This is a genomic window from Kosakonia sp. H7A (assembly GCF_003028445.1).
Taxonomy (GTDB): Bacteria; Pseudomonadota; Gammaproteobacteria; order Enterobacterales; family Enterobacteriaceae; genus Kosakonia; species Kosakonia radicincitans.
Map to the genome: position 1 here is coordinate 97,686 of NZ_PYTZ01000003.1, position 25,931 is coordinate 123,616.

Below are 25,931 nucleotides of genomic sequence, written 5' to 3' on the forward strand. Positions count from 1 at the left end.
ATAAACGCAAAACATAACCAGATAAATCGGTGTAAAAAGGCAGCACTTTCACTCGAGGAGTGAAAATAACATTTCCCGCCACAGGGTTTTCTGGCAAAACAGAAGGGTTTTTGCGCTACGGGAGCCACCATGATTCGCCTGGAAGATGTCACGCTGTTTGTTCGCTCGGCCATGCTGGGCAGTTTTTCCAATGCTGCGCGGGAAGCCGGATTACTGCCGGGTCAGGTCAGCGCTGCCGTCAACCGGCTAGAGCGCGATCTGGATAAGCGCCTGTTTGTGCGCTCAACGCGCAGCCTGCGTCTGACCGCGGAAGGAGAAAAATATCTGCCCTTCGCCCAGGAGATGCTGGAAGTGGTGCAGGCGGGCGCTGAAAGCTTGCACAGCGGCGATAACGAGATCCGTGGCGAATTGCGCGTTGCCGTTCCTTCGGACATTGGCCGCAATGTCTTGCTGCCGTTGATCACCCGTTTTTGCCAGCAGTACCCGAAAATTTCGCTGCGCCTGTCGCTTTCCGATCAGGTAAGCGATGTCTTTCGCGATCCGGTGGACATCGCCATCCGCTACGGCGTGCTGGATAACAGCAGCTATGTCGCGCTGCCGGTGGCCGAGGATAATCGACGGGTACTGGCCGCTTCCCCTGATTATCTGGCACAACACGGTCGCCCCAAAACGCTGGATGAAGTGGTGAATCACCACTGTCTGTTATTCACCATGAACAACCAGGTGTATGACAAATGGAGCTTTCCGGAAAACGGCATGCGGCGTCAGCTTATTGTTAAAAGCCGTATGTTGTGTGATGACGCGGATATTGCCCGCCGCTGGGCGGTGGACGGAATGGGCATCGTCTATAAATCATGGATCGACATCAGCGCGGATGTGCTGGCAGGCCGGCTGGAGGTGTTGTTACCGCAACATGCTGGCGAAGCCGCGCCGCTGAATCTGGTGTGCCCGCACCGCAAACAGTTCAACCCGGCCATTCGCCACTTGCATAGCGTACTGCGCGAAAATCTGCGACCGATCACCGCGTTATTGCAGACGCATCCGGTGTTTAAACCGCACGGATGACCAAAAAACGCACGGCTCAGCAGGCCAGGATTAAAGTCTTTGCGTAAACAGATACGCTATTTCACGGAGGTATGAGCAAATGGCTTTACGTTCACTGGGTACAACTGGCTTGCAGATCCCCGCACTGGTTTTTGGCGGCAATGTTTTCGGCTGGACGGTAGATGAAAAGCAGAGCTTCAGCCTGCTGGACGCGCTTTTCGAACGCGGCTTTACCGCGATTGATACCGCGGATGTCTATTCGGCATGGGCACCGGGCAACAAAGGCGGCGAATCAGAAACCATTATCGGCAAATGGCTGGCGGCGCATCCGGGCGCGCGCGATAAAGTGACACTCTTTACCAAAGTGGGAGCCGATCTGCGCGAACCGGGTAAAAAAGGGCTTTCCGCCCGCTGGATAGCGCAGGCGGTTGAGGATTCACTGCGCCGTCTGCAAACCGACTATATCGATCTCTACTTTTCGCACTGGCCGGATAACGACACGCCGTATGAGGAAACCCTTGGCGCGTATGAGAAGCTGCTGAAAGCGGGGAAAATCCGCGCCGTCGGCGCGTCGAACCTCAATGCGGAGCAGCTGGCGGAATCGCTAAAAGTGGCGGATGCGAAAGGGTTGCCGCGCTACCAGGTGTTGCAACCGGAATACAACCTCTACGATCGTTCCGGTTTTGAAGGCGCGTTGCAGAACTTAACGGTGCGGGAGAATATCGGCGTGGTGACTTACTACAGTCTCGCTTCCGGTTTCCTCTCCGGGAAATACCGCAGCGAAAAAGATCTCAGCCAGAGCCAGCGCGGGCAGGGCATTGCCAAATACCTGAATCCACGCGGTTTCGCCATTATTGATGCGCTGGAAACCATTGCTGCAAAACATAACGTAAAACCGGCCGAAGTCGCGCTTGCCTGGCTGATTAACCAGCCGGGCGTCACCGCGCCGATCGCCAGCGCCACCAACGTCGCCCACGTTGAAAGCTTTGTCACTGCCGTAGCGTTAAACCTCTCTGCTGATGAACTGGCAACCCTGACCAAAGCGGGTGACTGATCCTCAGAGGCCCGGCGATGGAAAGTGTGCCGGGCCGTGACCTCTTATCTCAAAGCTGATTCACCTGCGCCCGCCTACCCAGTGCCATACAGATCATCGGCAGCGGCAGCGTGACGATCAGCAGCAGCCACAGCAGGGTATAAACGGAATCGACGCCGTCGTTTTGCAGGTTGGTGTAGAGCTTGACCGGAATACCCTGCGGAAAGTAAGCGAAGATCATCACAATGCCGAACTCGCCAACCGCCCGCACCCAGGCCAGCGCAATAGCCGAGGCCAGCCCTGGCATCGCCATTGGCAGCGCCAGATAGCGAAAGCGCTGCCAGCCGCCCGCGCCAAGCGTCTGCCCGGCTTCAAGAATCGTTTTCGGTACGGTGCTGAAGGCGCTGCGCGCCACCACAATAAAGTAGGGAAGCGCGCCGTAAAGCTGTGCCAGCACAAAGGCGGCAGGATTGTTGACCAGCGTCATGCCGACCTGCGACAGCCACTGACCAAATAGGCCGTACGGCCCCCATGCGGAAACCAGCAGAATACCCATCGACAGCGGCGGCGTCAGCAGCGGAATCATTACCAGCAGCTCGGCGATCAGACGTTTGCGCCCGGTAGCTCGCGCCAGCCACCAGGCCACCGGCAGTCCGATCAGGATAATCAGGCACAGCGCCAGCAGCCCAAGGCCGAGCGACACGGCAATCGCATTGTCATCCCGCCAGGCAAGCCGGAAGTGGCCCCACGGCGTTTCATGCAGCAGGGTAACAAACGGAATGCACAACAGCAGCAATGCGGGAAGCGACAACCAGCCCGCCATACGCCCGGCCTGGCGCATCAGCGGTACAGCGCGTTGCCTTTCGGCGCGGCGTAACCATATTGATTAAAGATCTGCTGCCCCTGCGCACTTTGCATAAATTCAACGAATTTCTTCGCCTGATCGGTGCCGTTTGGCGCGTTCTTCAGTACTGCCGCGTAAAACACCATCGGCTGCGTGTGCAGGGTTTGATCTTTGCCAGCGCTGTCTTTAATGGTGAAGCTGACAGTGTCATACCACTGTTTCGCCAGCGCCGGGTTACTCAGGTTGATCTCATCCGGCAGCGCAACATACGGCAGATGGGCGGAACGTACTTCGCTTTCGTAACCGGCTGCGGCATCAATCTGGCCGCTCTCGAGGCGCGCCAGCAGGCCGCCTTCCTGGTGAGTCTGTTCCGGGTTTTGCAGGTCGCCCAGCACTTTCTGCGCGATGCCCGGCTGGTGGTAATATTTTTCCGCCAGCAGAAGGGTAAAGACAATGTTCTGCCCTTTCGGATCAACATACGGATCGGTGCGGCCGAAGCGAATATCTTTCTGCGCCAGCAGCTTCAGCCAGCCGGCATCATGATGTTTACTGGAGTCGGCAAACTGCGCGGCATATTTCCCGTTCGGGCTGTACGCTATCACCATGCTGGTGCTGGCGACCGGGACGGCATCATCGATTAAGCCTGCATCTTTCAGGATCTGCATGGGGCCAGGGTTGATGGAGACAAACACGTCCGCCGTCAGTTTATGGCTCGCCAGCAAACGCGCCATCCCGTAAGCGCCCTGTCCCTGGCCCTGCCAGGCACCGTTTTCCGCTTTCGCAAACACCGGTCCCAGCCCCTGATCCATCACTTTGCCCATCGAACCGGCATAAGTGACGCGAATATCTTTTGCCAGAACGGGCGTAGCGCTCAACACTGCCAGCGCTATCACCGCTGCACACTTGCCTGTCATCGTTTTCATCATGCTTCTCGTTATATACAAAAGTAAATAACGATTATCTTTTCCGCACGGGGAATGAACAACGTAAGTGGCCGATTCGTTGATGTTTTGTTGAAGTTAGCGAAGCGGCAGGCGGCAATTACTGTGCACTGACATCTCCTGTCAGCGAGGACGTTTATCTTTCCCTTAATAGAATCAGGGGATTGCATAGCACGCGGAAATTTCATTTTAGTTTTCCTGTTTTCTGCCGTTAATCCCTATGAACAAAAACAAGGTTTTACCTGAAACTTCGGGCCGTGGCGCGATGGTCAGGCTGTACTTTTAACGTCTTGTGAGACTTTATTCCGGAACCCGCAGCAATGAAGGAAAGTCACGACAGAAAACACGACCCGTTGATTGAGCGGCTGTGCGAAATTTTCGCTGCGCTCTATCAGGGCAAAACCATCGATAAGGCGTGGCTGTGCGATAAATTCGGCATAACGGAACGCACGGCTTACCGCGACCTTGCGCGGCTGGGACATATCCTCGATCAGGTTTCGCCAGGACGCTATAAACTCAGCGCCCACCTTCTTCCGACATTACACAGCGGTCATCTGGCGGAATTCGCTGACTTTACCGGCGTGGCGCATCTCTTTCCGCGCCAGGACGGACAATCGCTGCGTAACAGCATGAAACAGCGCAGCAATATCTCCTTTCACGCACCGAGCAGCCGGCAAAATCAGCAGCTCGAGCCGCTGCTTAACCAGTTAAATCAGGCCATTAGCCAGCGCACAGAAGTGGAATATCGCTACCGCGACAAAGCCCGGCGCGCGCAGCCTTACCGGCTGATTAACCAATACGGCTTGTGGTACCTGGCGGCCATAGAAAAAGGGCAGTTAAAGGCGTTCGAAGTGGCGCGTATTGAGCGGCTAACCAGCACCGACCAGCGCTTTGAGCTGCTCGCTGAGGTGGTCGCCGAGCTGGAAAATCATGTCGGTATTCGCTTTGGCTCGCGGGTGGAGACGGTACTGCGCGTATCGGCGCATGCCGCGGAGTATGTCACCCGCCGGGCGCTGTTCCCCGCGCAACGCATTATTGAACACCACGACGATGGCAGCCTGACGCTCTCTACGGCGATCAGCGATCCGCATACGCTTTTTCGCTGGCTGCGCTACTGGCTGCCAGACATCGGCATTCTTTCGCCTGCCTCGCTGCGCGAGCAATTTGAACAGGATTTACATACCCGTTTTCACGCCGTATAGCGGCCGCGACGTTATCAAGGACAGGGACTTATATGTTTGGTTCGCGTAAACCGAAACCGTTAACACAGAGAGGCGATAGTATGACATCCGGACGCATCAGCCCGCAGTTCTCCCGGCAACGGGAAAAAGCCGATGATGAGGATAAATCACTTTTCGCTCCAGCGATTGCGCCGCGTTTTACGCTGGAAAGCGATGTCGCCCTGGCGGCGGAAGTAATTGAACAACTGGATGAAGCGAAAGCCAAAATCGAGCACTACCAGCAGATCTACCTCGACTGGGGATTCTCTGCCGTTGACCCGCAAGGAAAAGGTATTGTCCTTAATTTTTACGGCCCGCCAGGCACCGGAAAAACCCTGACCGCCGAGGCGCTGGCCGGTTCGCTGGCGCGCAATATCATGCTGGTGAGCATTACTGATCTGGAAAGCAAATTTATGGGCGAAACGGCGAAGAATATTGCTGAGCTTTTTCGCCAGGCCGAACGCGAAAATGCCGTGTTGTTCTTTGACGAAGCCGACACGCTGCTTGGTAAACGCCTCTCTTCTGTCACGCAGGGTATTGATAATGAGGTCAATGCCATGCGTTCCACCTTGCTTATCGAACTGGAAAAACACGCGGGTATCGTGATTTTCGCCACCAACTTTGTGAAAAATTACGATAGCGCCTTCCTGAGCCGCATCACCCATCATATCGGCTTTACCCTGCCCGGCGAGCCTGAGCGCCAGCGCATCTGGGCCAAACTGCTGGTGGCGGCCATTCCACTGGCGGATGACCGCGAAACCCTGATCGCGCAGGCGGTTGCCCTTTCCGATGGCCTTTCCGGGCGCGATATGCGCAATGCGATGCGGCTGGCATTGCCGAAAGCCGTTCGCAGCCCGCAACAACAGCTGGCTCTGGCGCACATTGAAAGCGCGCTGACGCAGATCCGCGAAGCGTATCGCGCGATCGCCTCTTCTGCATCACACATACCTCCACACATTGACACAGCAAGAAAAATGCTCGGCGTGAGCTAAGGGATTAAAAATAATGGGTTGGTTAGATTCTGTATGCGATTTTGCTTCCTCTGTGGTTTCCTCGGTTGGCAGCTTTGTTTCGTCGGCGGTGAGCAAGGCGAAAGAGTACGTCAGTAGCGCCATTGGCTGGATGGCGGAAAAAGCGGAAGGTTTTGTCGGTAAAGTCAGCCAGATGTGGACGCGCATTAAACCGCACATCAGCAAAGGCCGCACCTTCCTGAAGATGGTAGGCGCGTACTTTACGCATCCCTGGGTCAAAACAGCGCTGGCATTGCTGGATAAAGGGCTGGCGTGGCTGGAGAAAGCCGATAAACACCCGCTGGTGCGTCGCGCGCAGAAAGCGATTCAATGGGTGATTGACTGGTGCAAAGGCGCGCGTCAGCAGCAGCTCGATAAAGCCGCGCTGGAAGAGGCTCGCCGCCATGCAGAAGCGCTGGCCGAAGCGGAACGTGAACTGCACGGTGAAGAGAAATCCGCCGTTTCCGCCATTGCGATGCTGAACAACTACATGATTGCCAAAGCGGAAGTGGACATCGCCCTTGAGCGCGACGATTTGCAGGACTTTGAATACTACCTGCGCCTGCGCGCGGTACAGAAACTGCTGGCGTTTTACGAAAGCCGTATGGAATCCGTTACCCGCGTGGAAGAGATTGATGATGACCTGCTGTTTATCATTTTCGCCGCTAACCGTCTGATTCAACAGGATGCGGAGTTCAGCGAAGAGCACACACTGCAACTGGATGCACTGACGACTCGTCAGTTCGGTAAGCCGATCATTCCGTTTATCTTCGAAGAGATGATCATCGCCTGGGAGAAAAGCCGTCAGTTACTGGAGGCGGACTGGGAACGCGATAGCAAGGTGCTCTCCCGCAGCCGCATGCTGCGCGATCGCCTGTTGCGCGCCCAGAACAATGAAACGCTGAGCGCGGAAGATATGGCTATGCTCAACGACTTGCAGATTTCCCTGCCGCGCGAAGAACAAGAATTGAATGCACTGGAAGATACCTTGCAGGCGCGTCGCTGTTACGTGAATGCGGCCGAAGGCTTCCTGCAAATGCTGGAAAAAGACGAACAGCAACTGATTGATGAAGGAAATGAATTTCTGCTGGAGCGCGGCGCGGAAGTGGGGCGTCTGCTGATTCAGTGTTCACAGGACAACCGCCCGTGGTCGGCGCTCTCGACGGAAGAACAGTATCTGATCAACGACTTTGCGCTCATCTTTGCCAACGATTGCGAGCAACGTACCGAAAAAGGGCTGATGGTTGAGGTGATGGCATGAACCTGCTGGCAGAGGTCGGCCATTTCCTGATTCCCGGTCTGGATGTGTTACAGCTTTTCTTCTTTTTGGTGATGGTAGCTGGCGTGGCGATGACTATTCGCAGCGTGAAACGTCGGGCGAAAGAGGCGAACTGGCAAACATTATGGGATGGTCAGACGCAGGGAAAAATGAATTCCGGGCTGGGTTCCGCCGCTGAACTTAGCCAGTCGGTGGCGACGAAAGCGGAGAAGATCGCCGCCATTATGCCGGGGATGCTGTTAATTGTCGGCCTGTTGGGCACGTTTCTTGGCCTTGGGCTGGCGCTGGATAAAGCCTCCGGCATTCTGCATAACACCGGCAACAGCATTGGCGCAATGGATAGCGCCATGGGCGATCTGATGAATATGATGCAGGGGCTGGGGGTGAAATTTAAAACCTCCACCTGGGGGATTATCGCCTTTATTGTCCTGAAGTGGTGGGAAACCCATAACGGCTATGAAGAGCGCCGCTTAAGCTGGTGCATGGCCCGGTTGCAGCAGGCAATTGATGAGAACCGCGAAGCGGAAGAGGCCGCGCGCCGCGCGCAACTTCAACAACAGCAGCAGGCACAAATAACGGCGACTGACACGCTCGTTGCGGCATTCGCGCAGGAAACCCAAACGCTGCGCGATGCGTTTGCGCAGCAGGTAAAACAGGGCGAAGAAGCCGAAGCGCAGCGCCACGCGCAGCAACAGCAGGCGCAGATAACGGCCACCGAAAGTCTCGTCGCGGCGCTGACGCAGCAAACTCAGACATTACGCGATGAGTTTGTTCAGCAGGCGAAACGCGCCGAAGAGTACGAAACGCAGCGCCATACGCATCAACTGGCGACATTGACGGAAATTGCCGATATCAACGGGCAATCCCGCAGCCTGCTGGAGAGCTATACGCGCAGCAGCCAGCAGAACCTGGAGGCGCTGCAACAGGCGGCTGGCGCGATGAGTAACGCTTCGCAGAAAGTGGCGGATTCCGCGGAAAGCCTGCAAGGAGTTGTTTCCACGCTGGGCGAGGATTTAAGCAGCGTGATGAATGATATCCGTAGCGAGCTTTCTGCTGTGGTGACGGAGATGAACAGCGACTTTACCCGCAACGTACAGCAGATGAGCGAGATGCTGTCTACTTCCACCCGCCAGCTAAGCGCCACCATGGAAACCATCGAACGCTCTCTCAAAGCGGCGATTGGCGAGATGGGCGATGCCTTCAGCAGCAATATGACGGAGATGGCCAGCCAGCTCACCTCGGCGACCTCCGTGATCAGCCAGTCGGTCGATACCATGTCGGCGCGTATTGATAGCACCATGACGGAGCTGAGCGAGAAAACCAACGAGGCGGCGAAAGTACAGAGCCGGGTGATGAACGACTTCTCCATCACCAGTGAAAACCTCAACATTGAAGTGCAGGAGATGACGCAATACATCAAGCGGGTCACCAAAGAGATCCAGACCAGCCTGATGGCCGTCTCCGTCAGCAACCAGCGGCTGGAGTCGCTGCCGAAGCGCTTTAATGACTCGCAAGCCGCGCTGGAAAACGCCTGTAAGGTCATCGTTACGCTGCATGAGAAGCTGGAAGACCTGTGCGACGTCACGGCGAGACAGCTCGCCAGCCAGTGGCCCTCGGCAGAAAAAGAGGCGCTTATTGCCGCGGTGATGGATATGCAGCGTAAGCTCGCGACATTGCTGACCGAAGCGCAACACTACAGGCTGAATCCGCTGCCTGAAAGCGCAGAGGCGTAAATCAGCCGATGAAAGATAAACCAAATGAGTGGGTCTCTATCTCGGATCTGATGGCGGGCGTGATGGCCGTGGTCATGCTGATGCTGGTGTTATCGGTGCTGCAAAATAAAGTGGCGGAAGTGAAGCGTGAGCAGGAGAAAAACAGTGGCCTGGCGGCAGCGCAGCAGAAGCTGAACACCCTGATGCACAGCATGCAAAAGGAGATGGCCGATCGCGGTGAAGAGATGCTGGTGGGGTTTGATATGGCCAGCGGCAAAATCACCCTGCGCGACAAAATCTTTGCCAAAGGCAGCGCCTGTATCACCGATCAGGCAAAAGATGCGCTGGCGCGCCTGGCCCCGCGGATTGCTGAGTTTGTTGGCAGCGCGGCGAATACCCAGGTGTTTGTGGAAGGGCATACCGACAACTTGCAGGTCAGCAATCCGGTCACCGATATTTCCCGTTTCTGTACCGTTTATGACGACAACTACACGCTCTCCGCCGCCCGTGCGCGGGAAGCGCGCAAGCTGCTGGTCACCTCGCTGGATGAACAACAATCGCGGCGCGTGATTGTCGCCGGTTTTGGCGATTCACAGCCGCTCAGCGGCATTTCGCCTGATGATGAGCGCAACCGCCGCGTTGAAGTGCAATTTCTCACCCATGCTGCCGCACGTCAGGACAGCACTACCACAGAGTCAATAACCGATGGCAAATAACTACAGGCAGGATACAGACCTGGAGCTTCTGCGCTATGCAGACCAGGAGATGCTGGGCGTACTGGTGAACTATTTAACCACCGACAAAGATGGTTCCACGCGCTACACCGAGTCATTAACCGGCGATGAGGCATTCAAGGCCGCAAACGGCGATTTTCGCCAGGTTTGGCAGCTTATTGGGGCTGAATTGCAGCATTTTGGCGGCGATTCTCTGATGAATTTCATTCGCCGCAACGGCGTGCCGTACAAAGAGATCCTGACCGATGTGTGTAAAAAAATCGGCGTGAAAACGGATTTCTCCGCCGACACGGTAGAAATCGAGAAAGCGATGCTGGCGAAATTGTTTGAGGATTCCTGGGAAAACATGAGTGAAGCCGAACGCGCCAGCGTGCGCGCGCAGTTGAAAATCAACGGCAATCTGGCGGGCGGCGCGGCGCTGTCCGCCATTATCGCGGCGATTCGCCTCGGCGGATTTATGTCTTACCAGGTGTCGTTGATTGTGGCCAATGCTGTCGCCAGAGCGTTGCTGGGGCGCGGGCTGGCGCTGGCGGCCAATGCGGGACTGGTGCGGGCGATCGGTATTTTTGCCGGTCCAGTGGGGATGGCGATCTCCGCGCTGCTCACGCTACCGGCGCTGACCGGCCCGGCCTACCGCGTTACGTTGCCGGCGGTGGTACAAATTGCGGCGATGCGCCAGCAGCTTCTGAAACCTGAAGAGGACATTTTTTGATGGATACCATATTTACGTTTGACTGGCTTAAGGTCTATCCGGACGTGCTGGAAGCGCTGCAAAACGGGAAAGCGGTGCTGCGCGACGGCGTGGCGTACTGGACGGAACTGGCGGAAAAATCAGGGATTGCGCAGCATATGCCGCTCAAACAGATCCCTTTTAACCCGGAATCCATCACCGAACTGAAACAGCTGGTACAGATGGCGCAGGCCACGCAACTGGCGGCGATCGGCCTTTCGACAGGCATTGTTGTCGGCGCAATTGTGGTGCAAACCCTGTACCTGGCGAAAAAAATCGACAAGCTACAACAAAGCATCGACGTGATCTCCGCCGATATTCATGCGCAGAACGTCATCTTTTATATGGAAAAACTGTCGCGCTATTTTGGCGTGGTGGAATCGGCCCGCGTGCTGCTGCTGGATAAAGCGCTGGTGGAGGAGACCAAAGACGTAGCGGCAAGCCTGCTGGCGCAGTTGGCCTGCGAGCGTAATGAAGTGTTGTCGCTGATTGATAATCTGCTCTCGTTCGCCGATGAGCTGACCGATCGCCATCTTGAGCAGGTGCTGGATTTTATCACCCTGATGATGGATATCCTGCCGAAAGCGATCTACATCGAAAGTCAGCTTTGCGACCGCTACGGCAAATTCCGTCTGGCCGAACACCTGATGCGTGAGAATGCGCAGCGCTACCGCGCCACGCTGGAAGAGTACCGCCAGTGGTGTAACCGTAAAGCGAAACAGGCGATCAGTGGTAAAGCGAACCCGGAAGCGCTGGCCTTCCATAACAAAAAAACGGAGCTTAGCGAGCTGTTTAACTCGCCGGATAACCCGCTGTTGCTGAGTGAGTTGCAGCGTTTTACGCCAGAATTGTTGCCACGTTAAACCGGCGCAGGCACGCCCGGCGCTACGGTTTTACAGCGCTTGTCGCGCCGGGCGGAAGAGCATTCGTTGATATCCACATCGTCGGCGATCACCACCACGTTGTTTTCAACGCTATTCATGGCTTCTTCGTTAGCCGCGATATTGCTCGTCGGTAACCTGTTCAAGCCAGGTCACCGGGCTGCCATTTAACGACTCGGCGATGGCGATATGTGTCATCGCTGTATCCGCTGTCGCGCCGTGCCAGTGTTTAACATCCTCCGGGATCCAGACGATATCGCCCTGGTTCATCTCCTGAATGGCTTCGCCTTCGCACTGGATCCAGCCTTTACCGTGGGTGACGATCAACGTCTGGCCGAGCGGATGGGTATGCCACGCGGTGCGCGCGCCCGGTTCAAACGTCACCGTTGCGCCGCCCACGCGGGCAGGTTCTTCGGCCTTAAACGGCGCGTCGATACGAACATGGCCAGTGAAATATTCCTTTGGGCCTTGCGCAGAAGGAACGGAAGCATTGCGGATGATCTTCATGGTCTTCTCCAGTGTGGGTCTTATCGTTAAGTTTACTCACCGGGCGGAAAATCGGTGGAGGCTGGCGTGACCGCTGCCCCGCACGTTTTCCGGGAACAGCGATCATAGCCCTGCCGATTACCTGAGACTATTGGGAGAAATCGGCATGAGCTTATGAGCCAGAGTCATGAATGGCGGCGCAGTACCATCGCCGCGCTGGCGAGCGTGAAGAGCGCCATGATCCACACCATTGTCCATGGCGTGCCGTCGCGAAACCACGTCAGCAGCAGTGATGAAATGATGCCGCTGCCGTACTGCAAGGAACCCATTAACGCGGCGGCTGACCCGGCAATGGCAGGCACCGCATCAAGCGCCGCAGCAGTAGAAGTCGCGGCGATGATGCCGTTCATTGAGAAGAACAGGAAGACACAGACAACGACCGCAGCAATGCCACCCAGTTGCAGCTTCACCACCAGCGCCAGCGCAACGGCTGCAACAGCGGCACCGGCTACGGCGATTTTCAGCAGTCTTTCCAGCGGATGGCGCTGCACCAGCCGCCGGTTCACCATACTCATCCCCATCAGCCCCACAATATTGATGGCGAACAGCCAGCCGTAATATTGCGGATCGATACCGTAATAGCGGATATAGACAAACGGCGACCCGGTAATAAACGCATACGCGGAAACGTAGAAAAAGGTCAGGCACAGCGTAAAACGCATAAAGGTACGATTGTGCAACAGCGAGAAATAGTTGGTAAATGCGCCCGCCAGCGAGGTGTTGACCCGTTTTTCCGGCGGCAGGGTTTCCGGCAGCGCATAGAGAGAGAAGAACATCAGCCCGCCAATCACCGCCAGCAGCCAGAAAATGGCGTGCCAACTGGTGATCTTAATGATTTGCCCACCCGCCAGCGGCCCGATAATCGGCGCGATAGCCATAATGATGGTCAGCGTCGAGAGCATCTGCGCGGCGCGGGTGCGGGCAAACAGATCGCGGATCATCGCCCGCGCCAGCATCGGCCCGGTACAGGCGCCAAAGGCCTGGAACACGCGCCAGAAGACAATTTGCTGAATATCCGTCGACAGGGCGCAGCCAGCGGAACCGATAATAAACAGCAGCATACCGATAAACAGCGGTCGACGGCGGCCAATGGCGTCGCTGATCGGTCCCCATACCAGTTGTGCCAGCGCGAAGCCGATTAAAAAACCGGTAATGGTCAGTTCGATATCCCCTTGCAGCTCGCTGGCCATCAGCGGCATGGCGGGCAGATAGATATCTGTCGACAGAGAAGTAAAGGCCATCAGCGCGCTGAGGATCGCGAGGAACAGCGGCCCGTGTATCTTGTTGCTCATAGGATCCTGATTCAGTAACGAGGAGGGTGCCGACAAAGGCGGAACGTTATCTTAATCAGAGCGACACAAATGATGATGTCATTAAATCATAATGACGTTATGAGGGAGATTCATGAATGGCGCTCGCTGGCCGTCATGGTAAAGATCACCGGCTGCGCGCTGTCGTTGGCATAGTGGTGCGGGATATCCGTTTGCGCCACGGCGTGGTACCGGCCATTGACCCGGTGGTGGATCTCTACAACGCTATCAGCCTGCGCTACGCTGTTCCGGTTGGCGACGAAAACTAAGGTTCATCCTCAAGAGCCTGCCGGAAATGCCGCAGGCTGCATTATGTGAGGCAGGCGACGAACCGATCGCCGGATTGCAACGTATGATGCCAGGCTGTTGCTGTGAGAAAACAGCGTTGGGTTTCTGACTCTGAAGGGGGGTAAAGCATGGATTTCACTGGACTGAGCGCATTTCCACTGACGCCGCTGGTTGATGAGCGGCTGGATGAAGCGGCATACGTTCGGCTGATCGAAAAACTTCGCGTGGCCGGGGTGGATTCGATTGGGGCGTTAGGATCGACGGGTTGCTATCCCTATTTCAGCCGTAATGAACGCGCTGCTGCGTTGCGTCTGGCGACGGAACACTCCGGCGCGGTGCCGGTGATCGCCGGGATTGGCGCACTGCGTACCCGCGATGTGCTGTGGCTGGCGGAAGATGCGCAAAAAGCGGGCGTTAGCGCGGTGTTGCTGGCGCCGGTTTCCTATCACGCGTTAACCGAAGAGGAAGTCTTTGGCCTGTACGCGGCGGTGACACGCGAATTGTCGGTGCCGCTCTGCGTTTACGATAATCCCCGTGCGACGCATTTCACCTTCAGCGATGCGCTACTTGCCCGCATCGCCCAGTTACCCAATGTCGGCTCGATCAAAATTCCTCCCATTGCCGCGCTGGAGCGGATTGCGGCGCTGCGGGGGCACATTCCGGCACATATTACGCTCGGCATTAGCGGCGATGCTATTGCAGTGGACGGTCTGAGCGCTGGTTGCGGGATCTGGTATTCGGTGCTGGGCGGACTTTTCCCGCAAGCGGCGCTGGCCATCTCCCGCGCGGCGCAGGCCGGTGACATGGCGCAGGCGCGTGCGCATTCCGACGCGCTGGCACCGCTGTGGGATCTGTTCAACCGCTATGGCGGCAGCCTGCGCGTGATCGCAACTGCCGCCGAATTACTGGGCGTGGTGACGGCGCCGTGTCTGCCGCCGCCATTACAGACGCTGCAAGGCGACGCGCGCCGTGAAGTGGCTGGGGTGATCGAAAGGCTGCGTCTGGCTGCGGGGTGATTGTCGCCCCGGCATTGACGTTCCTGCCGGGGTTATGCTCCCAGCCTTTTCGCCACAAAGCGTGAGATCGCCGGGCCGGTGATCAGCACCAGAATAAAGCGCCCGGTCTGCATCGCCATCACAAACGAGATATCAACGTGACTTGAAGAGGCGATGATCGCCACCGTGTCTGCCCCGCCGGGGCTGGTGGCGAGATAGGCGGTGAGCGGATCGATACCGGCGAACTGCACCAGCAAAAATGCAAAGCCGCAGCACACGGCCACCAGTGTCAGCACCGACAGCAACACGCGCGGCAGTGCGCGGGCGGCGTACCAGACAATCTCCCGCGTAAAGCGCAACCCGATGCTCCAGCCAATCACCGCGTAGGAGAGCGCCAGCAGCCACGGCGGCAATTCCAGTGATAACACCCCGGTATCTTCGATAATGGTTCCCAGAATTAACGTTATCAGCATCGGACCAGAGGGAAGTTTTACCCGCCGGGCGATCAGATAACCTGCCGCAATGACCAGCAACGTACCGACAAACGGCAGCCAGCGCACCGGGCCGAACAGGGTAAATGTCGCGACCGCATGATCCGGGCTGGTCGCGCCCATCCATATGCGGGTTACCAGCACCGCAACCAGCGCCACAATCATCACCCGCAGATACTGCATAAACGCCACCAGGCGGACATCGGCACCGAAACTCTCGGCCATAATGGTCATGGCTGCCGCCGCGCCTGGCGATGAACCCCAGATCGCCGTGGAGCCAGGAAAAACCTGTAGCTTCGCCATAATCCAGCCGAGAATGGCACTGGCGAAAATCACCGAAACAATACAACTGATAAACAGCGGCCAGTCGGCAGCAATGCGACCGAACACCGAAGGGGGAATGGCATGGGCGATCATGGCGCCGACCACCGCCTGCGCAACGCCGAAACTGGTTTTGCTTACTACCACAGGCCGGTTAAGGATGGCGAGAATAATCCCGGCAAACATCGGACCCAGCAGGAGCGCCGCAGGCAAATGGACCAGCTCCATCATGGCAACAAAGAGCAGTGAGAGGATGAGAAGAGGCAACCAGTTATGCAGTTTGGGTATCGCCATCAGCAGCACTCCGGATGAGTGACAGTGATAACCGTGGGATCAGCGAAAAACATAACACTCCCCGAATAATAACAGTTTGAAAAGCAAGGCATGTCTTTCGAATGTAAGCGTTCTCTTCGGGCTGTGCAATCTTTCATCTGGCACTGTGTAACACAGTTCGCTTTTGTATATTACATTAATATTACAGGTAAAATTTAAGAGGCAGGTTAACAACATCGTTTGTCAGCCCAGGATAAAAGGCAACTTGTTAATTAATTTCTTAATCACTCACTTGCCACATGAAAAATCCTAAAACATGATCGATATTCTTGCTATTAAGAAAAAGATAACTAATTTTAGTAGGTCGACTATTAGACAGGTAGCAAAAATTAGAAAATGAAATTTTCCCTTCATCCTTTTTTTCTTTTTTCATAATTAAGATATGTTAATCAACCTGTTAATACATACGGTGTTAAAAAATTCCGTATGAATAAACTTTTGGGCTCTCGTAGTGCATTTGGTTGATATATTCCAGTTCTTTTTTTTCGTTTTATGTTACCGATGAGCTTGCGAAGTTTTTAACGGAAATATAATGTATTGTTAACAACTCAGATGGTGCAGGCGAGCCGGCAGATAAGAATACCTGAGGACATTATTTATTAATAATACAATGGGTTGGAAAACTTTGTTTTTCAATGTGAAAGATAAACCCTGCGGCAAACGTTAACATTACTCTGACAAACGTATCAGTCATGTGGACGAGGCGAGAAATAACCTTATCGGGGGCTGAATATGTATATCATCTCACAGGACAGTTACTTTGTGATGGGCATGGATATACTGCTCAAAGCGATTAATCCTTGCGCAACGCATACATTGATTGCGTACGATCGTGGGGATGAACAAATATTATTCTTTAGTGTTGATAAACTCATTTTAATCCTGAGTGAAGAAAAAAGTTTTCCTTCATTTATATGTTCAAGATTCATAAAAGTGGACAAAGCTTCCTCTTTGTCTTTTCTGAAGCATGAGCTTAAGAAAATTCTTAAGCTATTGAAAGGAAAGGCAAAGTTTGATACTTCCCGGGAAATCCACCTGAATAAAACGGAACATAAGATTTTACTCCACCTGCTGGATTACCAGGCGGGTGATGAAATTGCGCAAGCGCTCGGTTTGGATAAGAAAATCGTCAGTAATTATAAAAATGCGATCCTGCGGAAACTCGGGTTAAACAGCGTCGCGGAACTGATCCAGATCTACAATAACTGGAATGACTGTTTTTGCTGTATTGCCGGTAAAGTTGTACCGGAGGCAACCTTTCAGGAGCGCAAAGACAGCAACGAGTTGAAGGTCAGATCCCCGACACGCTACACTCTTCCTGCTCCCCCTGGCCGACATTTGTTAACGCATATGCAATAAGCTTTCTTCGCAAAACGGTTCAGATTGCCTGGTGCAACGCCGCGGCAATATACCAGGAGATTCTGTTGGCACCTTCCATGATGTATTCACGTCAGAAGAGCTATCAGAAATCATAGGCATTGATGACCTTCATTAATTCCTCGTCGTTTTTATACTTTTCCCGTAACGTTTTGAGCTGAACCACGGCCTTACCGCAGGTAGCTTCAAGGTTGGCATCCAGTGCTTTTTGCTGTTGCTCATTGAGATCGCTGTCCTGTTCGCTGGCAAAATGTTCACACTGCTCGGCAAGCGCGCGGAAATCACTGACATCTTTTGGTAACGGCGCTGCGGCAAAAGTGGTGTTGAAGTAAAAAACGGTGATGACGATAAAAAGTGAGCGTTTCATCGGTTGTTGTCTGTCGGTGGTTATCTGTCGGTTTTTGGAGTGTCTATGTTACTCCTGAACATCCTGAGTGATAAATCGCAGTTGCGCCCGATATTGGTTGATTTATGCGCAGATAACGTTGGTAAGGTTTATGCTACGGGGTTCGTCTTTCTGGCCGGGCGCGTTTGATGAATGCGGTAATATTTCCTTATCCTCCATTATTATCGTCACCCTTGCAAATACAGAGGGGGCCCATTAGGGGGAAGGGAAAATAGTGTATTGCATTGTTAATGCTGTTTGCATTGCGTCGTAACGCGAATAACAAACCATCAAATAGCAATCATTGTGTTAAACGCATTAGCGTTTATTGTAATTCTTATTTAAAGCGTTTTTAGAAGATTCTTACAGTGCATGCTTATATAGTTTTCATCCATGCGATTCGATCTTAATGTGCTTTTTTAATGGATTAATAAGTTATAAAATTAAGGTGCAATGCAAATGACTGAAATATTAAATGGATTTGAGAAGTGCGTCGATATTTATAGGGATTATAATAATTATCTTGATAAGCATCAGCTTAATGGGATTTGCTTCGGTTCTTCTCTGTACTGGACTTCTGATGCGCTGCGAGAAATTGCCAATGATAAAAATACAGTTGGATTTGCCATTAATGACAAACAGCGTTTTTTTGATTTTGGTAACTATGTGCAAAATTCTGCCATAAAAATGCACAGAACAACAGAAGGGCGTATACAACTTCTGCAAACGCTAAACAGGCAGGAGGATTTATTGGCAAGGCGAGCCGGTTACAGATTACATTATGAGTTGGCGGGCGATACTGCTGCGAGATTCCACATGAAATGTATTCTGAACAATGTTCCTGCATATAATAATACTGCCATTGTTATATCCACGGCATTAAGCGAAAGGATCCCGCATCCCCTTGAGCATACGTATTCCAGCTTTTCACATTCTACGGCACTGTTAAATTGTGGCGGATCGGTTTATTTATTTGATGTTAACGAGGGGGTTTACAGGCTGAGAAAAAATAATGCCTGTTCATGCGAAGCTGTTTTTAATGTTATCGCCCATAACCTTGGTTTATCCGGTATCGGAAACATAAAATATGATCTGCGCTGGGATGGTCATATTTTTATGCGCTTGAAAAAAACAAGATCGTGATTATAAAAACTGATGAACCATAACATCTCGGGGGTGTTTTATACCCCCGATTGACAATCGGGGGTATAAAAATAAAAATCAATTTTATGATATATAAATCCTGATTATCTCTTTATTTTTTGTATTATTGAAAATAAAAGATTCCACTATTTACGTGGCTTTTTACTCCATGGAAGTAAATCTGCGATGCTTTTCTCTCCTTCCGACTCTTTTAAGCGCCGCTGTTGCTCAGCAAACTGGACGTATTCCGTTTGTGCTTTTTCATCTGCTGCTTTTTTACTTATTTTTCCTGCATCTTGCAGAACATCACGGTCGTTGAACTGCAGAAATTGATCCAGCTTTAACTGCCAGTCACGCAGAAATACCTGCTGACGACGGCGGGCCTGGTCTTCGGCAAAGTCCAGCCACATATTAACCACGCGGTTGAGTTCGCTAACCTCATTCTGGTTGAGATAATTTTTTGCCACCGTCACGTCGCTTTTACGCACTTCTTCACCTTTATAGCTGGTTAATCCCATATTGGGTTGACGAGCATCAGCCCGCTGATGAATAAGCTCAGCGGCGGTCAGGCCGGTACAGGCAAAATGTAATTTGTTCTGGATAGTCTGGAAAAATAGCGTCGTTTCTTTGAGTGACGGCTGGTAATCGGCGGATAACGCAAAGATCTCCCGAACCCGTAAATATACCCGGCGCTCACTGGCCCGAATATCGCGGATGCGTTCCAGCATCTCATCGAAATAATCAGGCACGGCAGAAGAACCGACTGGCGGGTTTTTCAGCCGCTCGTCGTCCATCACAAAACCTTTAATCAGGTATTCCTGGAGCGTCTGGGTTGCCCACTGACGGAACTGTGTGCCCCGGGTGGAGCGAACGCGGTAGCCGATGGCAAGTATGACTGGCAAACTGTAGTGAAGAGTGTTGCGACTTACCTGCCGTGTCCCTTCCTGTTGAACTTGTAAGTAAGGCTTACAGGTTGCGTTTTGTTCAAGTTCTCCCTCTTCATAAATGGCTTTGATATGTTGGGTTATTGCTTGCGGGGTGACCTGGTAAAGTGCGGCAATGGACGCCTGCGGGAGCCATAAGGTTTCATGCTCGAAGCGGCATGTAATGCGTACTTTCCCGTCACCGCTGGCGAACATGATAAATTCACCTGCCGGGGATTGGGTTAAGCGTTCATCTGCCATGCTGCCTCCGCGATATGCGTTCTGATTGCTGAATAAGCTATGCAGTATGCCAGATACTCATACTGCATTTCATTAGCGCAACCACTATGAAGATAAAGGAGAAAGGGCGCTCAGTTAGGCTTTGATTGCAGATAGGCGTTTTTCATGACGCTTTTCACTTCCCTGAGTTGCCTGCGGGTTTTATCCAGCTCGCTTGCCAGCCACTCTTCCTTCTCGCTGTGTTTGGTTAGCACAATGCAACCCTGCATCACCTTCACCAGCAGATGTTGCCCGGTATCAAACCCGGCATCGCGCAGCCACTTGCCGGAAAGCATAATGCACGGCGTACTGGTGTCGCCCTGATTCGGGCGATAGCGCACAATTACACTGTGCTCGGTTCCGGTGGGCGTAAAGTCTGGGGTAGAATGCGGATCAGCCATTATCAACTCCTTGATAGTTGGGGATGGTTAGACGCTCCGGTTGTGTTGCATCACATCGGGGCGTTGTTTATGAAGTCCGGTTTCATGTGGTAGGTACCACATGAATATAACTTAGCTGAAGTGGTACCTACCATGCAAGAGAAGAAAAAGCTGAATTTTGATCGATCTAAAAGCACGATGAAGAACATCCGCTTTGAGGACGAGCTTTTGGAGCAGATTGAGAAGGCAGCCGGAAAAGGGAATTTTAGTAAGTGGGTGAAAGAGGCTTGCAGAATGCGGCTTGAGGTGGAACAGGGAAAAGCATAAAAATGACTTGTTTTTATTTTTAAAGGATTGGAATTAGTTTCTCTAAATCTGTTTTAGAAAGTATGGAATCAGAATGAAATTATTATGTTTTTATAAATTCATATATAACTAAAATTCAAAAGAATAACAGATCTTAGTCGTTTTCATATTTGATTTATTGTTAAGCTAATAAGCTGTCAAAAATGTAGGTGAGATAAAATATAATGTTTGGTTTCCTCTAAGAGAAAACCTGGCGGCATATTCAAATAATTTTTAATCTAATAAATTGTTTAATTCCTTAACTCTATTAAATTCGTGCTGATGTGATCTTCCAGAATTTTCTTCGGCGCGGGAGAGCGTTTTATACAGGACGCTCTGAAACGAATAGTTGTAGTTATATATTCAACTTGATTAGAGTGAATGTATAACTTACCAATAAGGAGAATTGTGAAATTAGTTGTGTTGTTGATGTTTTGATCTGTTCCACAAAAAATTATCTATATGCTTATAACGAATAAATTAAGGAAATGATTAATAAGAATTGAATAAACTATTAGCATATGTGGAATGTTTTCATTTTGGCGGAAGATCACAGGAGTTCGTTTTTTACTATAACTGTTTGATTTTAATGTTTTTAGTGTTTTTGATCTTATGATATTATACATATTTCTATACATACTTTGAACATTGTGAAGATAGGTGAAATTCATCGATAGTTTAAGCTTCAATAAAAATTTTAGCTTATTCTGTTATGCGAGTTTTCTAGCCCTCTCATCTCTTGAAAATATTTCCTATTCAATTTTGTATAAAAATGAGGGTCAATATTTTTTGCGTAAGCAATGTAGCCAGAAAGTTTATTGTAATCTTCCTTTTTCAATTTCCCTTTAGATAAAAGAGATAAATACAAACGTATTTTGTCCTTCATTGATCTATGTAAAGTGACATGGAAGTCGTGACATATTTTTAATCCGGTAGCAATTATGCTGCCACCTGAGGCACTACATATATGGATCTTTTCATTATTAATTTTAAAATTTGGTTCAATTTTTCTTAAGGTACTTTTAACCGCGTTCAATATTATATCGCTTGCACCTTTCATATTTGTAGATACGATGATATCGTCTGCATATCTTGTGTAAATAGCATTAAGTCTGTCGATCGAATTAAGTTTTAAAGTAAGTTTCTCATCGAATTCTCTAGCAACAAAATTTGCAATAATAGGTGAAGTAGGAAAACCGATTGGAAGGCTGCCATCTGAAATAAAACATATAGATTTTATTAGTTGTAAGAGTTCTTGATCATACTCAGTAGGAAAATCAATACGATCTCGATAAGTATTGAATGCATTCTCAAAGTTACTAAATTTTACCGAAGGAAAAAAATCTTTAAAATCTATTTTAACGTAATATTTGTTTTTAGCATTAGCATGGAGTAAAGCATTGCTTTTGATCGAACGTTTTATAACAAAGGCATAGGCTGCATCATGAATAGGTAAATTGGAAAAGACATTATTTATTAGCCAATATTGTATTAGCTTAACTTTAGCTGACGGGTGATAAATGGTCCTAACACCACCATTCTTTTTTGCGATTTCCCATTTCTTTGGGCGTTCAGGAGAACGCATCACCTCACTGGTAAATCCTTTTCTCATTAATGTTTCGGAGTCAATTAAATTATATATCTTCATTAACCCTAATCCTTTCCAACTTATTTTTTAAGAAAAATACTTTAAACATTGATGATATGCTATCTATATCAAAATCATATTTAAAATAGTATTGTTTGTAACATGAATAATAAAGATCATTCTTGCAGGAAATAATCTTAATTGCCATTAAAATGCCTAAATGCTTTAAAATTTCCTTTCTATATAAACTATCTGTTCCGAAAATCTTTATAGTTATTTCAATAAGCTCACTAAGCTGCAGGGGCCCGCAAGCTAATATTATATCATGAATGAATCTAACGGAATCTTTATTGAAGTTACAAGAAGGATCTAGATCTTCTTTTTTTAAAGTGCGGGAAATTACTCTATCGTTTTTTGATAAGATATCGTACAAAGGATTAAAAATTTGCCCTATTCCATCAGAGCGCTCAATACTTTCATTTCCTTCTGCCATTTTGTAATGCAAGAAATGACCAGATTGCTGGGACTGTTGAGTTATTGCTTTTATCGGGCCCATATTTATAAAAGACTTCTCATTAATAAATTTTGTATTATTTATTATAATAAGTTTTTTCCGTAATTGTTTACTGTATGCAAACGCCCCAAGCTCTGTAAAAGAGGAATAGCTTTCTAAAACAATAATGATATGATCGGCTAGTTTTGATAAATCAGCTTCGATATCTAATAAGTTATCAGAGGATGACTCTTCTTCGTCTTTGCTAAGTTCTTTAAATACGAGTTCGGCGAGAAAAAAATGACAATTATTTAAGTGTTTCTCAGAGAAATCTATGAGCTCAATACGTCTAGCAGAAGGTTCTCCGTTATTTTTATTGGCACCACATAGGAAAATAAATTTTTTCACATCCCCCGGGCATTTTACTTTGTTTTTATCAACGTAGGTTGCAAATAAATTGGTGGCTCGTTGAACTTCAGTACCAATTTTTTTGAGCTGAGTTAACATTGGTAAGATCCTTACACACCAAAATGTTAGGGGTCAGAAAAACCAAACCTACTTGAGCACGTCGATCAGTTATCGGATCGGTGGCCCCCAGCCGCCGCTCCGATAACTGAACGACGGGCATAGCTAAAATTCTAGGCGAAACCATGACTCATGGCTCGATGGGCTATTAACCCATAAAATGCTAGGTTTGGTTACATGAAGTTCTCATATTTGGCAAAGAGATTCAAGGGCATGACGATTCGATTTGGTACAAGAAAAATGCTTTGTTGGTATGAGATACTGCGGTTTTTGCTTAGCAAAATTATCTTTTTTATATTTACTGGTCATACTGTTCACTGAGTGAATTTAATCTTTATTTTCAATGTGATGGTAAGTGAATGGTTAGTGAAGAGTGAACAGTTAACTCTTCACTTTTGACAAGTCAGGGCAAAAAAAAGACCGACGATAGCCGGTCTGAGGTAGGTTATTTTACTGCGGGCTCATCGCACTTCGGCAACCAGTCGCCGTTGCTTTCTTCTTTCAGCGTCAGGTTTGTCTGCACACCCTGATTTGTTCGCCGCTTATCGTAATTCAGGCCGTACTCTTTCAGCATGGACGACAGCCCTTTACCGAACATGGTCAGACTGAGGGTGTTCTTGTAACCGTGAGCCTCCATGTAGACCAGATAGGCGTGATAAAGGTACAGGCGCGGCTGACGTGGAATAATGTTGGCGTTCCCCATATACATCCCGTCAGCATCCGGCAGGGCTTCCAGATAGCCACAAAAATCAAAGGCCGGGTCAGCGTCGCGCTTGATACTGAGTGCCTCGCCGGAGTTCTGCTGTGACTGGAGCAGTGCGCGGGCGGTCATCGGGTCGCTGAACCGCTGCATAAGCTGGCGCACAATGACGGCCAGCTCGCGGGCGATTTTGTCCTTCAGGTGCGGGTCGCGCTCCTCCGGGGCTATCTGTTCCGGGAAGTGCAGGATTACCCGGCGTCGTGATACGCCGCCGCTGCGGTCGGTGAAGCGCATCGGGTTATTATTCACGGCCAGAATCACCGCCGGAATGTGCGTGGAATAGGCGTCGCGGTATTTCGGGTCAACCGACACCGCATCGCCGCCGGTGATGGCCTTGAGCCCCGCGCCGTCACCGCTCCATTTCTCCTGGTCAGGCAGACGAATCAGCGAAAAGCCAATCAGCGCAGCACGCTCACGCGGAGATTCGAGTGTTTCAATCGTCGCGGAGGTAGCGTTGTCCTCGCCTGCGAGCAGGGTCGCAATCTCGGCCAGAATACTTTTCCCGCTGCCGCCCGGCCCGGTCACCTCAAGAAAAAGCTGCCAGTCATAGCGGTTAGCCAGCACCATAAACAGTGCGGCGAGTATCACGTCGCGTTTGTCGGCGCGGCCACCGGCGGCGCGGTCGAGCCATTGCCAGAAATGTGGCGCGTGGGTTTCGAGTGTTTCGCCCGCCACCGGCGGGGTGAAATCCACCTCGCACAGGGTACGCAGCCAGTGCGCCTTGCTGTGCGGGCTGAATGTGCCGGTTTTCGTGTCCAGCACCCCGTTACGGAAGCCAATCAGCCGCCGTGCCGGAGCGCCCTGTTGCGGGACAATCAGTTTCAGGGTCTCCACCACCGACGCAATTTTCCCTGATGAGAACGGCGCGCGCAGGCGCTGAAAGAGTGCCGCCACATCGCGGGAGAAGTCAGCCGGGGCAATCACTTTCCAGGCTCCGGCTTCATAGCGGGAGAGGAGCTGCCCGTTCGGGTCAACCGCCAGCGCCTCGCCGTAATGCTCATGCACCCGCATCGCCTTTTCGCTGGTACTCATGGCGGTAAATTCCGCTTCGCTCATGGTGTCGAACGGGCTCGCGACCGGTGGCTTAATGGCATCGTAAATCGCCCGGCGCGTGGCCTCTTCACCCTGCTGCATGAACGCATCATTCCAGTCACCGAACACTGGCGGCAGGGCAACCACACCGGCGCAGACGTCTGCGGCCGCAGCAGCTTTTGTCTGGCCGACACCGTTCAGGTCGCGGTCGGCCGCGAGGACAATCTGACAGCCCGGATGCTGGCTGCGGGCAAGGCTCGCCAGAGAAAGAAGGTTCACGGACGACAGCGCCACCATCACGGTTTCGCCGGTCAGATGATGCACGGTCAGCGCCGTGGCGTAACCTTCGACTATCCACAGACGTTTTCCCGCCTGTTTCTGCCCTTCGATGGTGTGGCATGCCCCTTTCACCTGGCCGCCTTTCAGGGTGCGCTTTTCCCCGTCAGCGTTAATGAGCTGGAGGTTAACCAGCGCGCGGTTGTCGTCATACAGCGGGACAACCACATCCCCGGCGCGGTAGGTCACGCCGCCGGTTCTGTGCGTGGTGGTGAGCGTCAGGCATTCCAGAGCAGGAAAGCCCTTGCGGGTCAGGTAGGCGTTACCGGAGGCTGAGCGGCTTTTCGCCAGCAGACTGGCCGCCAGCGCGGCGGCCTCCCTGCGCCCGGCTTCGGTTTCTGCCGTATCAGCAGCAATCATCTCCGGGGCAACCGGCGGCAGATTGCCGGTTACGGCGTTCACGCGGTCGGCGGCTTCGCTGACCGTCACGCCCAGCGCCTTTTCAATCAGGCTCAGCCCGTCGCCTGCGCCGCACTGGTTGCAGAACCACGTCCCGCGCCCCTCTTTATCGTCAAAGCGGAAACGGTCAGCGCCGCCACACACCGGGCAGGGCTGATGCCGGTTCTTCATCACTTTTACGCCCAGTGCCGGGAGAATGCGCGGCCAGTGGCCGCACGCCTGTTTCACGGTTTCCGTTACGTTCATTTTCATTG

At 51.7% G+C, this 25,931-nt stretch carries 25 protein-coding genes and 1 pseudogene; 14 read left to right on the forward strand and 12 right to left on the reverse strand.

The window, feature by feature from the left end:
* The first annotated feature begins 129 nt into the window (after positions 1-129).
* Entirely contained in the window at positions 130-1,065 is a 936-nt protein-coding gene (locus CWM66_RS13375; protein WP_071921713.1) for a LysR family transcriptional regulator, read from the forward strand.
* A gap of 79 nt (positions 1,066-1,144) precedes the next feature.
* Positions 1,145-2,098 carry an aldo/keto reductase gene (locus CWM66_RS13380; RefSeq protein WP_035886809.1) on the forward strand — a complete coding sequence of 318 codons (954 nt, stop codon included), beginning with the start codon at positions 1,145-1,147 and terminating at the stop codon, positions 2,096-2,098.
* A gap of 49 nt (positions 2,099-2,147) precedes the next feature.
* On the opposite strand, the gene CWM66_RS13385 is transcribed toward CWM66_RS13380, so the two are convergent.
* Entirely contained in the window at positions 2,148-2,900 is a 753-nt protein-coding gene (locus tag CWM66_RS13385) for a molybdenum ABC transporter permease (RefSeq protein ID WP_035942317.1), read from the reverse strand.
* Positions 2,901-2,917: 17 nt separating this feature from the next.
* Entirely contained in the window at positions 2,918-3,835 is a 918-nt protein-coding gene (locus CWM66_RS13390; protein WP_369878897.1) for an extracellular solute-binding protein, read from the reverse strand.
* 347 nt (positions 3,836-4,182) lie between these two features.
* Between CWM66_RS13390 and CWM66_RS13400 the strand changes: the two genes are divergently transcribed.
* From CWM66_RS13400 to CWM66_RS13430, 7 genes are all read left to right on the forward strand, one after another.
* The gene (locus CWM66_RS13400) at positions 4,183-5,064 is read left to right on the forward strand and encodes a YafY family protein (protein ID WP_007369451.1); all 882 of its coding nucleotides are present in this window, start codon (positions 4,183-4,185) and stop codon (positions 5,062-5,064) included.
* 80 nt (positions 5,065-5,144) lie between these two features.
* Positions 5,145-6,074, forward strand: coding sequence for an ATP-binding protein (locus tag CWM66_RS13405; protein ID WP_233218391.1), 930 nt, complete (start codon positions 5,145-5,147; stop codon positions 6,072-6,074).
* 13 nt (positions 6,075-6,087) lie between these two features.
* Entirely contained in the window at positions 6,088-7,353 is a 1,266-nt protein-coding gene (locus CWM66_RS13410) for a hypothetical protein (protein WP_007369453.1), read from the forward strand.
* Positions 7,350-9,104, forward strand: a complete 1,755-nt coding sequence (locus CWM66_RS13415) for a hypothetical protein (protein ID WP_107146768.1) — start codon at positions 7,350-7,352, stop codon at positions 9,102-9,104. The genes CWM66_RS13410 and CWM66_RS13415 overlap by 4 nt, the downstream gene beginning before the upstream one ends.
* Positions 9,105-9,112: 8 nt before the next feature.
* On the forward strand, positions 9,113-9,799 hold the full coding sequence (locus CWM66_RS13420) for an OmpA family protein (protein WP_007369455.1): 687 nt from the start codon (positions 9,113-9,115) through the stop codon (positions 9,797-9,799).
* A complete protein-coding gene (locus CWM66_RS13425) occupies positions 9,789-10,529 on the forward strand; it encodes a DUF3944 domain-containing protein (RefSeq protein ID WP_007369456.1) in 741 nt (246 codons plus the stop codon). Before CWM66_RS13420 ends, CWM66_RS13425 begins: the two co-directional genes overlap by 11 nt.
* Positions 10,529-11,410: a hypothetical protein gene (locus tag CWM66_RS13430; RefSeq protein ID WP_007369457.1), complete on the forward strand. Its 882-nt coding sequence runs from the start codon at positions 10,529-10,531 to the stop codon at positions 11,408-11,410. Before CWM66_RS13425 ends, CWM66_RS13430 begins: the two co-directional genes overlap by 1 nt.
* Here the strand turns inward: CWM66_RS13430 and CWM66_RS29430 are convergent.
* From CWM66_RS29430 to CWM66_RS13440, 3 genes are all read right to left on the reverse strand, one after another.
* On the reverse strand, positions 11,407-11,529 hold the full coding sequence (locus CWM66_RS29430; protein WP_255416474.1) for a hypothetical protein: 123 nt from the start codon (positions 11,527-11,529) through the stop codon (positions 11,407-11,409). The genes CWM66_RS13430 and CWM66_RS29430 overlap by 4 nt on opposite strands.
* 10 nt (positions 11,530-11,539) lie before the next feature.
* Positions 11,540-11,935, reverse strand: coding sequence for a cupin domain-containing protein (locus CWM66_RS13435; protein ID WP_007369459.1), 396 nt, complete (start codon positions 11,933-11,935; stop codon positions 11,540-11,542).
* 164 nt (positions 11,936-12,099) lie between these two features.
* Positions 12,100-13,266, reverse strand: a complete 1,167-nt coding sequence (locus CWM66_RS13440; protein WP_072440442.1) for a multidrug effflux MFS transporter — start codon at positions 13,264-13,266, stop codon at positions 12,100-12,102.
* 191 nt (positions 13,267-13,457) lie between these two features.
* On the opposite strand from CWM66_RS13440, the pseudogene CWM66_RS13445 reads away from it, so the two are divergent.
* A pseudogene (locus tag CWM66_RS13445) lies at positions 13,458-13,681 on the forward strand (hypothetical protein); the annotation flags it as partial.
* Positions 13,682-13,700: 19 nt separating this feature from the next.
* Entirely contained in the window at positions 13,701-14,588 is an 888-nt protein-coding gene (locus CWM66_RS13450; RefSeq protein ID WP_107146770.1) for a dihydrodipicolinate synthase family protein, read from the forward strand.
* Positions 14,589-14,620: 32 nt separating this feature from the next.
* Here CWM66_RS13450 and CWM66_RS13455 read toward each other — a convergent pair whose 3' ends face one another.
* On the reverse strand, positions 14,621-15,673 hold the full coding sequence (locus tag CWM66_RS13455; protein WP_107146771.1) for an AbrB family transcriptional regulator: 1,053 nt from the start codon (positions 15,671-15,673) through the stop codon (positions 14,621-14,623).
* Between the two features lie 771 nt (positions 15,674-16,444).
* On the opposite strand from CWM66_RS13455, the gene CWM66_RS13460 reads away from it, so the two are divergent.
* Entirely contained in the window at positions 16,445-17,071 is a 627-nt protein-coding gene (locus CWM66_RS13460; RefSeq protein ID WP_107146772.1) for a LuxR C-terminal-related transcriptional regulator, read from the forward strand.
* A 103-nt stretch (positions 17,072-17,174) separates the two neighbouring features.
* On the opposite strand, the gene CWM66_RS13465 is transcribed toward CWM66_RS13460, so the two are convergent.
* Positions 17,175-17,456 carry a hypothetical protein gene (locus CWM66_RS13465; protein WP_007369466.1) on the reverse strand — a complete coding sequence of 94 codons (282 nt, stop codon included), beginning with the start codon at positions 17,454-17,456 and terminating at the stop codon, positions 17,175-17,177.
* Between the two features lie 477 nt (positions 17,457-17,933).
* On the opposite strand from CWM66_RS13465, the gene CWM66_RS13470 reads away from it, so the two are divergent.
* Positions 17,934-18,617 (forward strand): hypothetical protein, encoded by a 684-nt coding sequence (locus tag CWM66_RS13470; RefSeq protein WP_107146773.1) that lies wholly within the window; start codon positions 17,934-17,936, stop codon positions 18,615-18,617.
* Between the two features lie 146 nt (positions 18,618-18,763).
* Here the strand turns inward: CWM66_RS13470 and CWM66_RS13475 are convergent, their stop codons facing one another.
* Positions 18,764-19,801: a virulence RhuM family protein gene (locus CWM66_RS13475; protein ID WP_107146774.1), complete on the reverse strand. Its 1,038-nt coding sequence runs from the start codon at positions 19,799-19,801 to the stop codon at positions 18,764-18,766.
* A gap of 110 nt (positions 19,802-19,911) precedes the next feature.
* Complete coding sequence (locus CWM66_RS13480) at positions 19,912-20,220, reverse strand: SymE family type I addiction module toxin (RefSeq protein ID WP_007369470.1); 309 nt, start codon at positions 20,218-20,220, stop codon at positions 19,912-19,914.
* A gap of 132 nt (positions 20,221-20,352) precedes the next feature.
* Here CWM66_RS13480 and CWM66_RS13485 point away from each other — a divergent pair, with 132 nt between their 5' ends.
* Entirely contained in the window at positions 20,353-20,526 is a 174-nt protein-coding gene (locus tag CWM66_RS13485) for a YlcI/YnfO family protein (RefSeq protein WP_072000377.1), read from the forward strand.
* A gap of 715 nt (positions 20,527-21,241) precedes the next feature.
* On the opposite strand, the gene CWM66_RS13490 is transcribed toward CWM66_RS13485, so the two are convergent.
* The 3 genes from CWM66_RS13490 to CWM66_RS13500 all read right to left on the reverse strand — a co-directional run bounded on the left by CWM66_RS13490 (position 21,242) and on the right by CWM66_RS13500 (position 25,929).
* Positions 21,242-22,192, reverse strand: coding sequence for a retron St85 family RNA-directed DNA polymerase (locus CWM66_RS13490; protein ID WP_107146775.1), 951 nt, complete (start codon positions 22,190-22,192; stop codon positions 21,242-21,244).
* Entirely contained in the window at positions 22,179-23,132 is a 954-nt protein-coding gene (locus tag CWM66_RS13495; RefSeq protein ID WP_107146776.1) for a retron St85 family effector protein, read from the reverse strand. The genes CWM66_RS13490 and CWM66_RS13495 overlap by 14 nt, the downstream gene beginning before the upstream one ends.
* A 463-nt stretch (positions 23,133-23,595) precedes the next feature.
* Positions 23,596-25,929 (reverse strand): primase-helicase zinc-binding domain-containing protein, encoded by a 2,334-nt coding sequence (locus CWM66_RS13500; RefSeq protein WP_107146777.1) that lies wholly within the window; start codon positions 25,927-25,929, stop codon positions 23,596-23,598.
* Positions 25,930-25,931 lie beyond the last annotated feature (2 nt).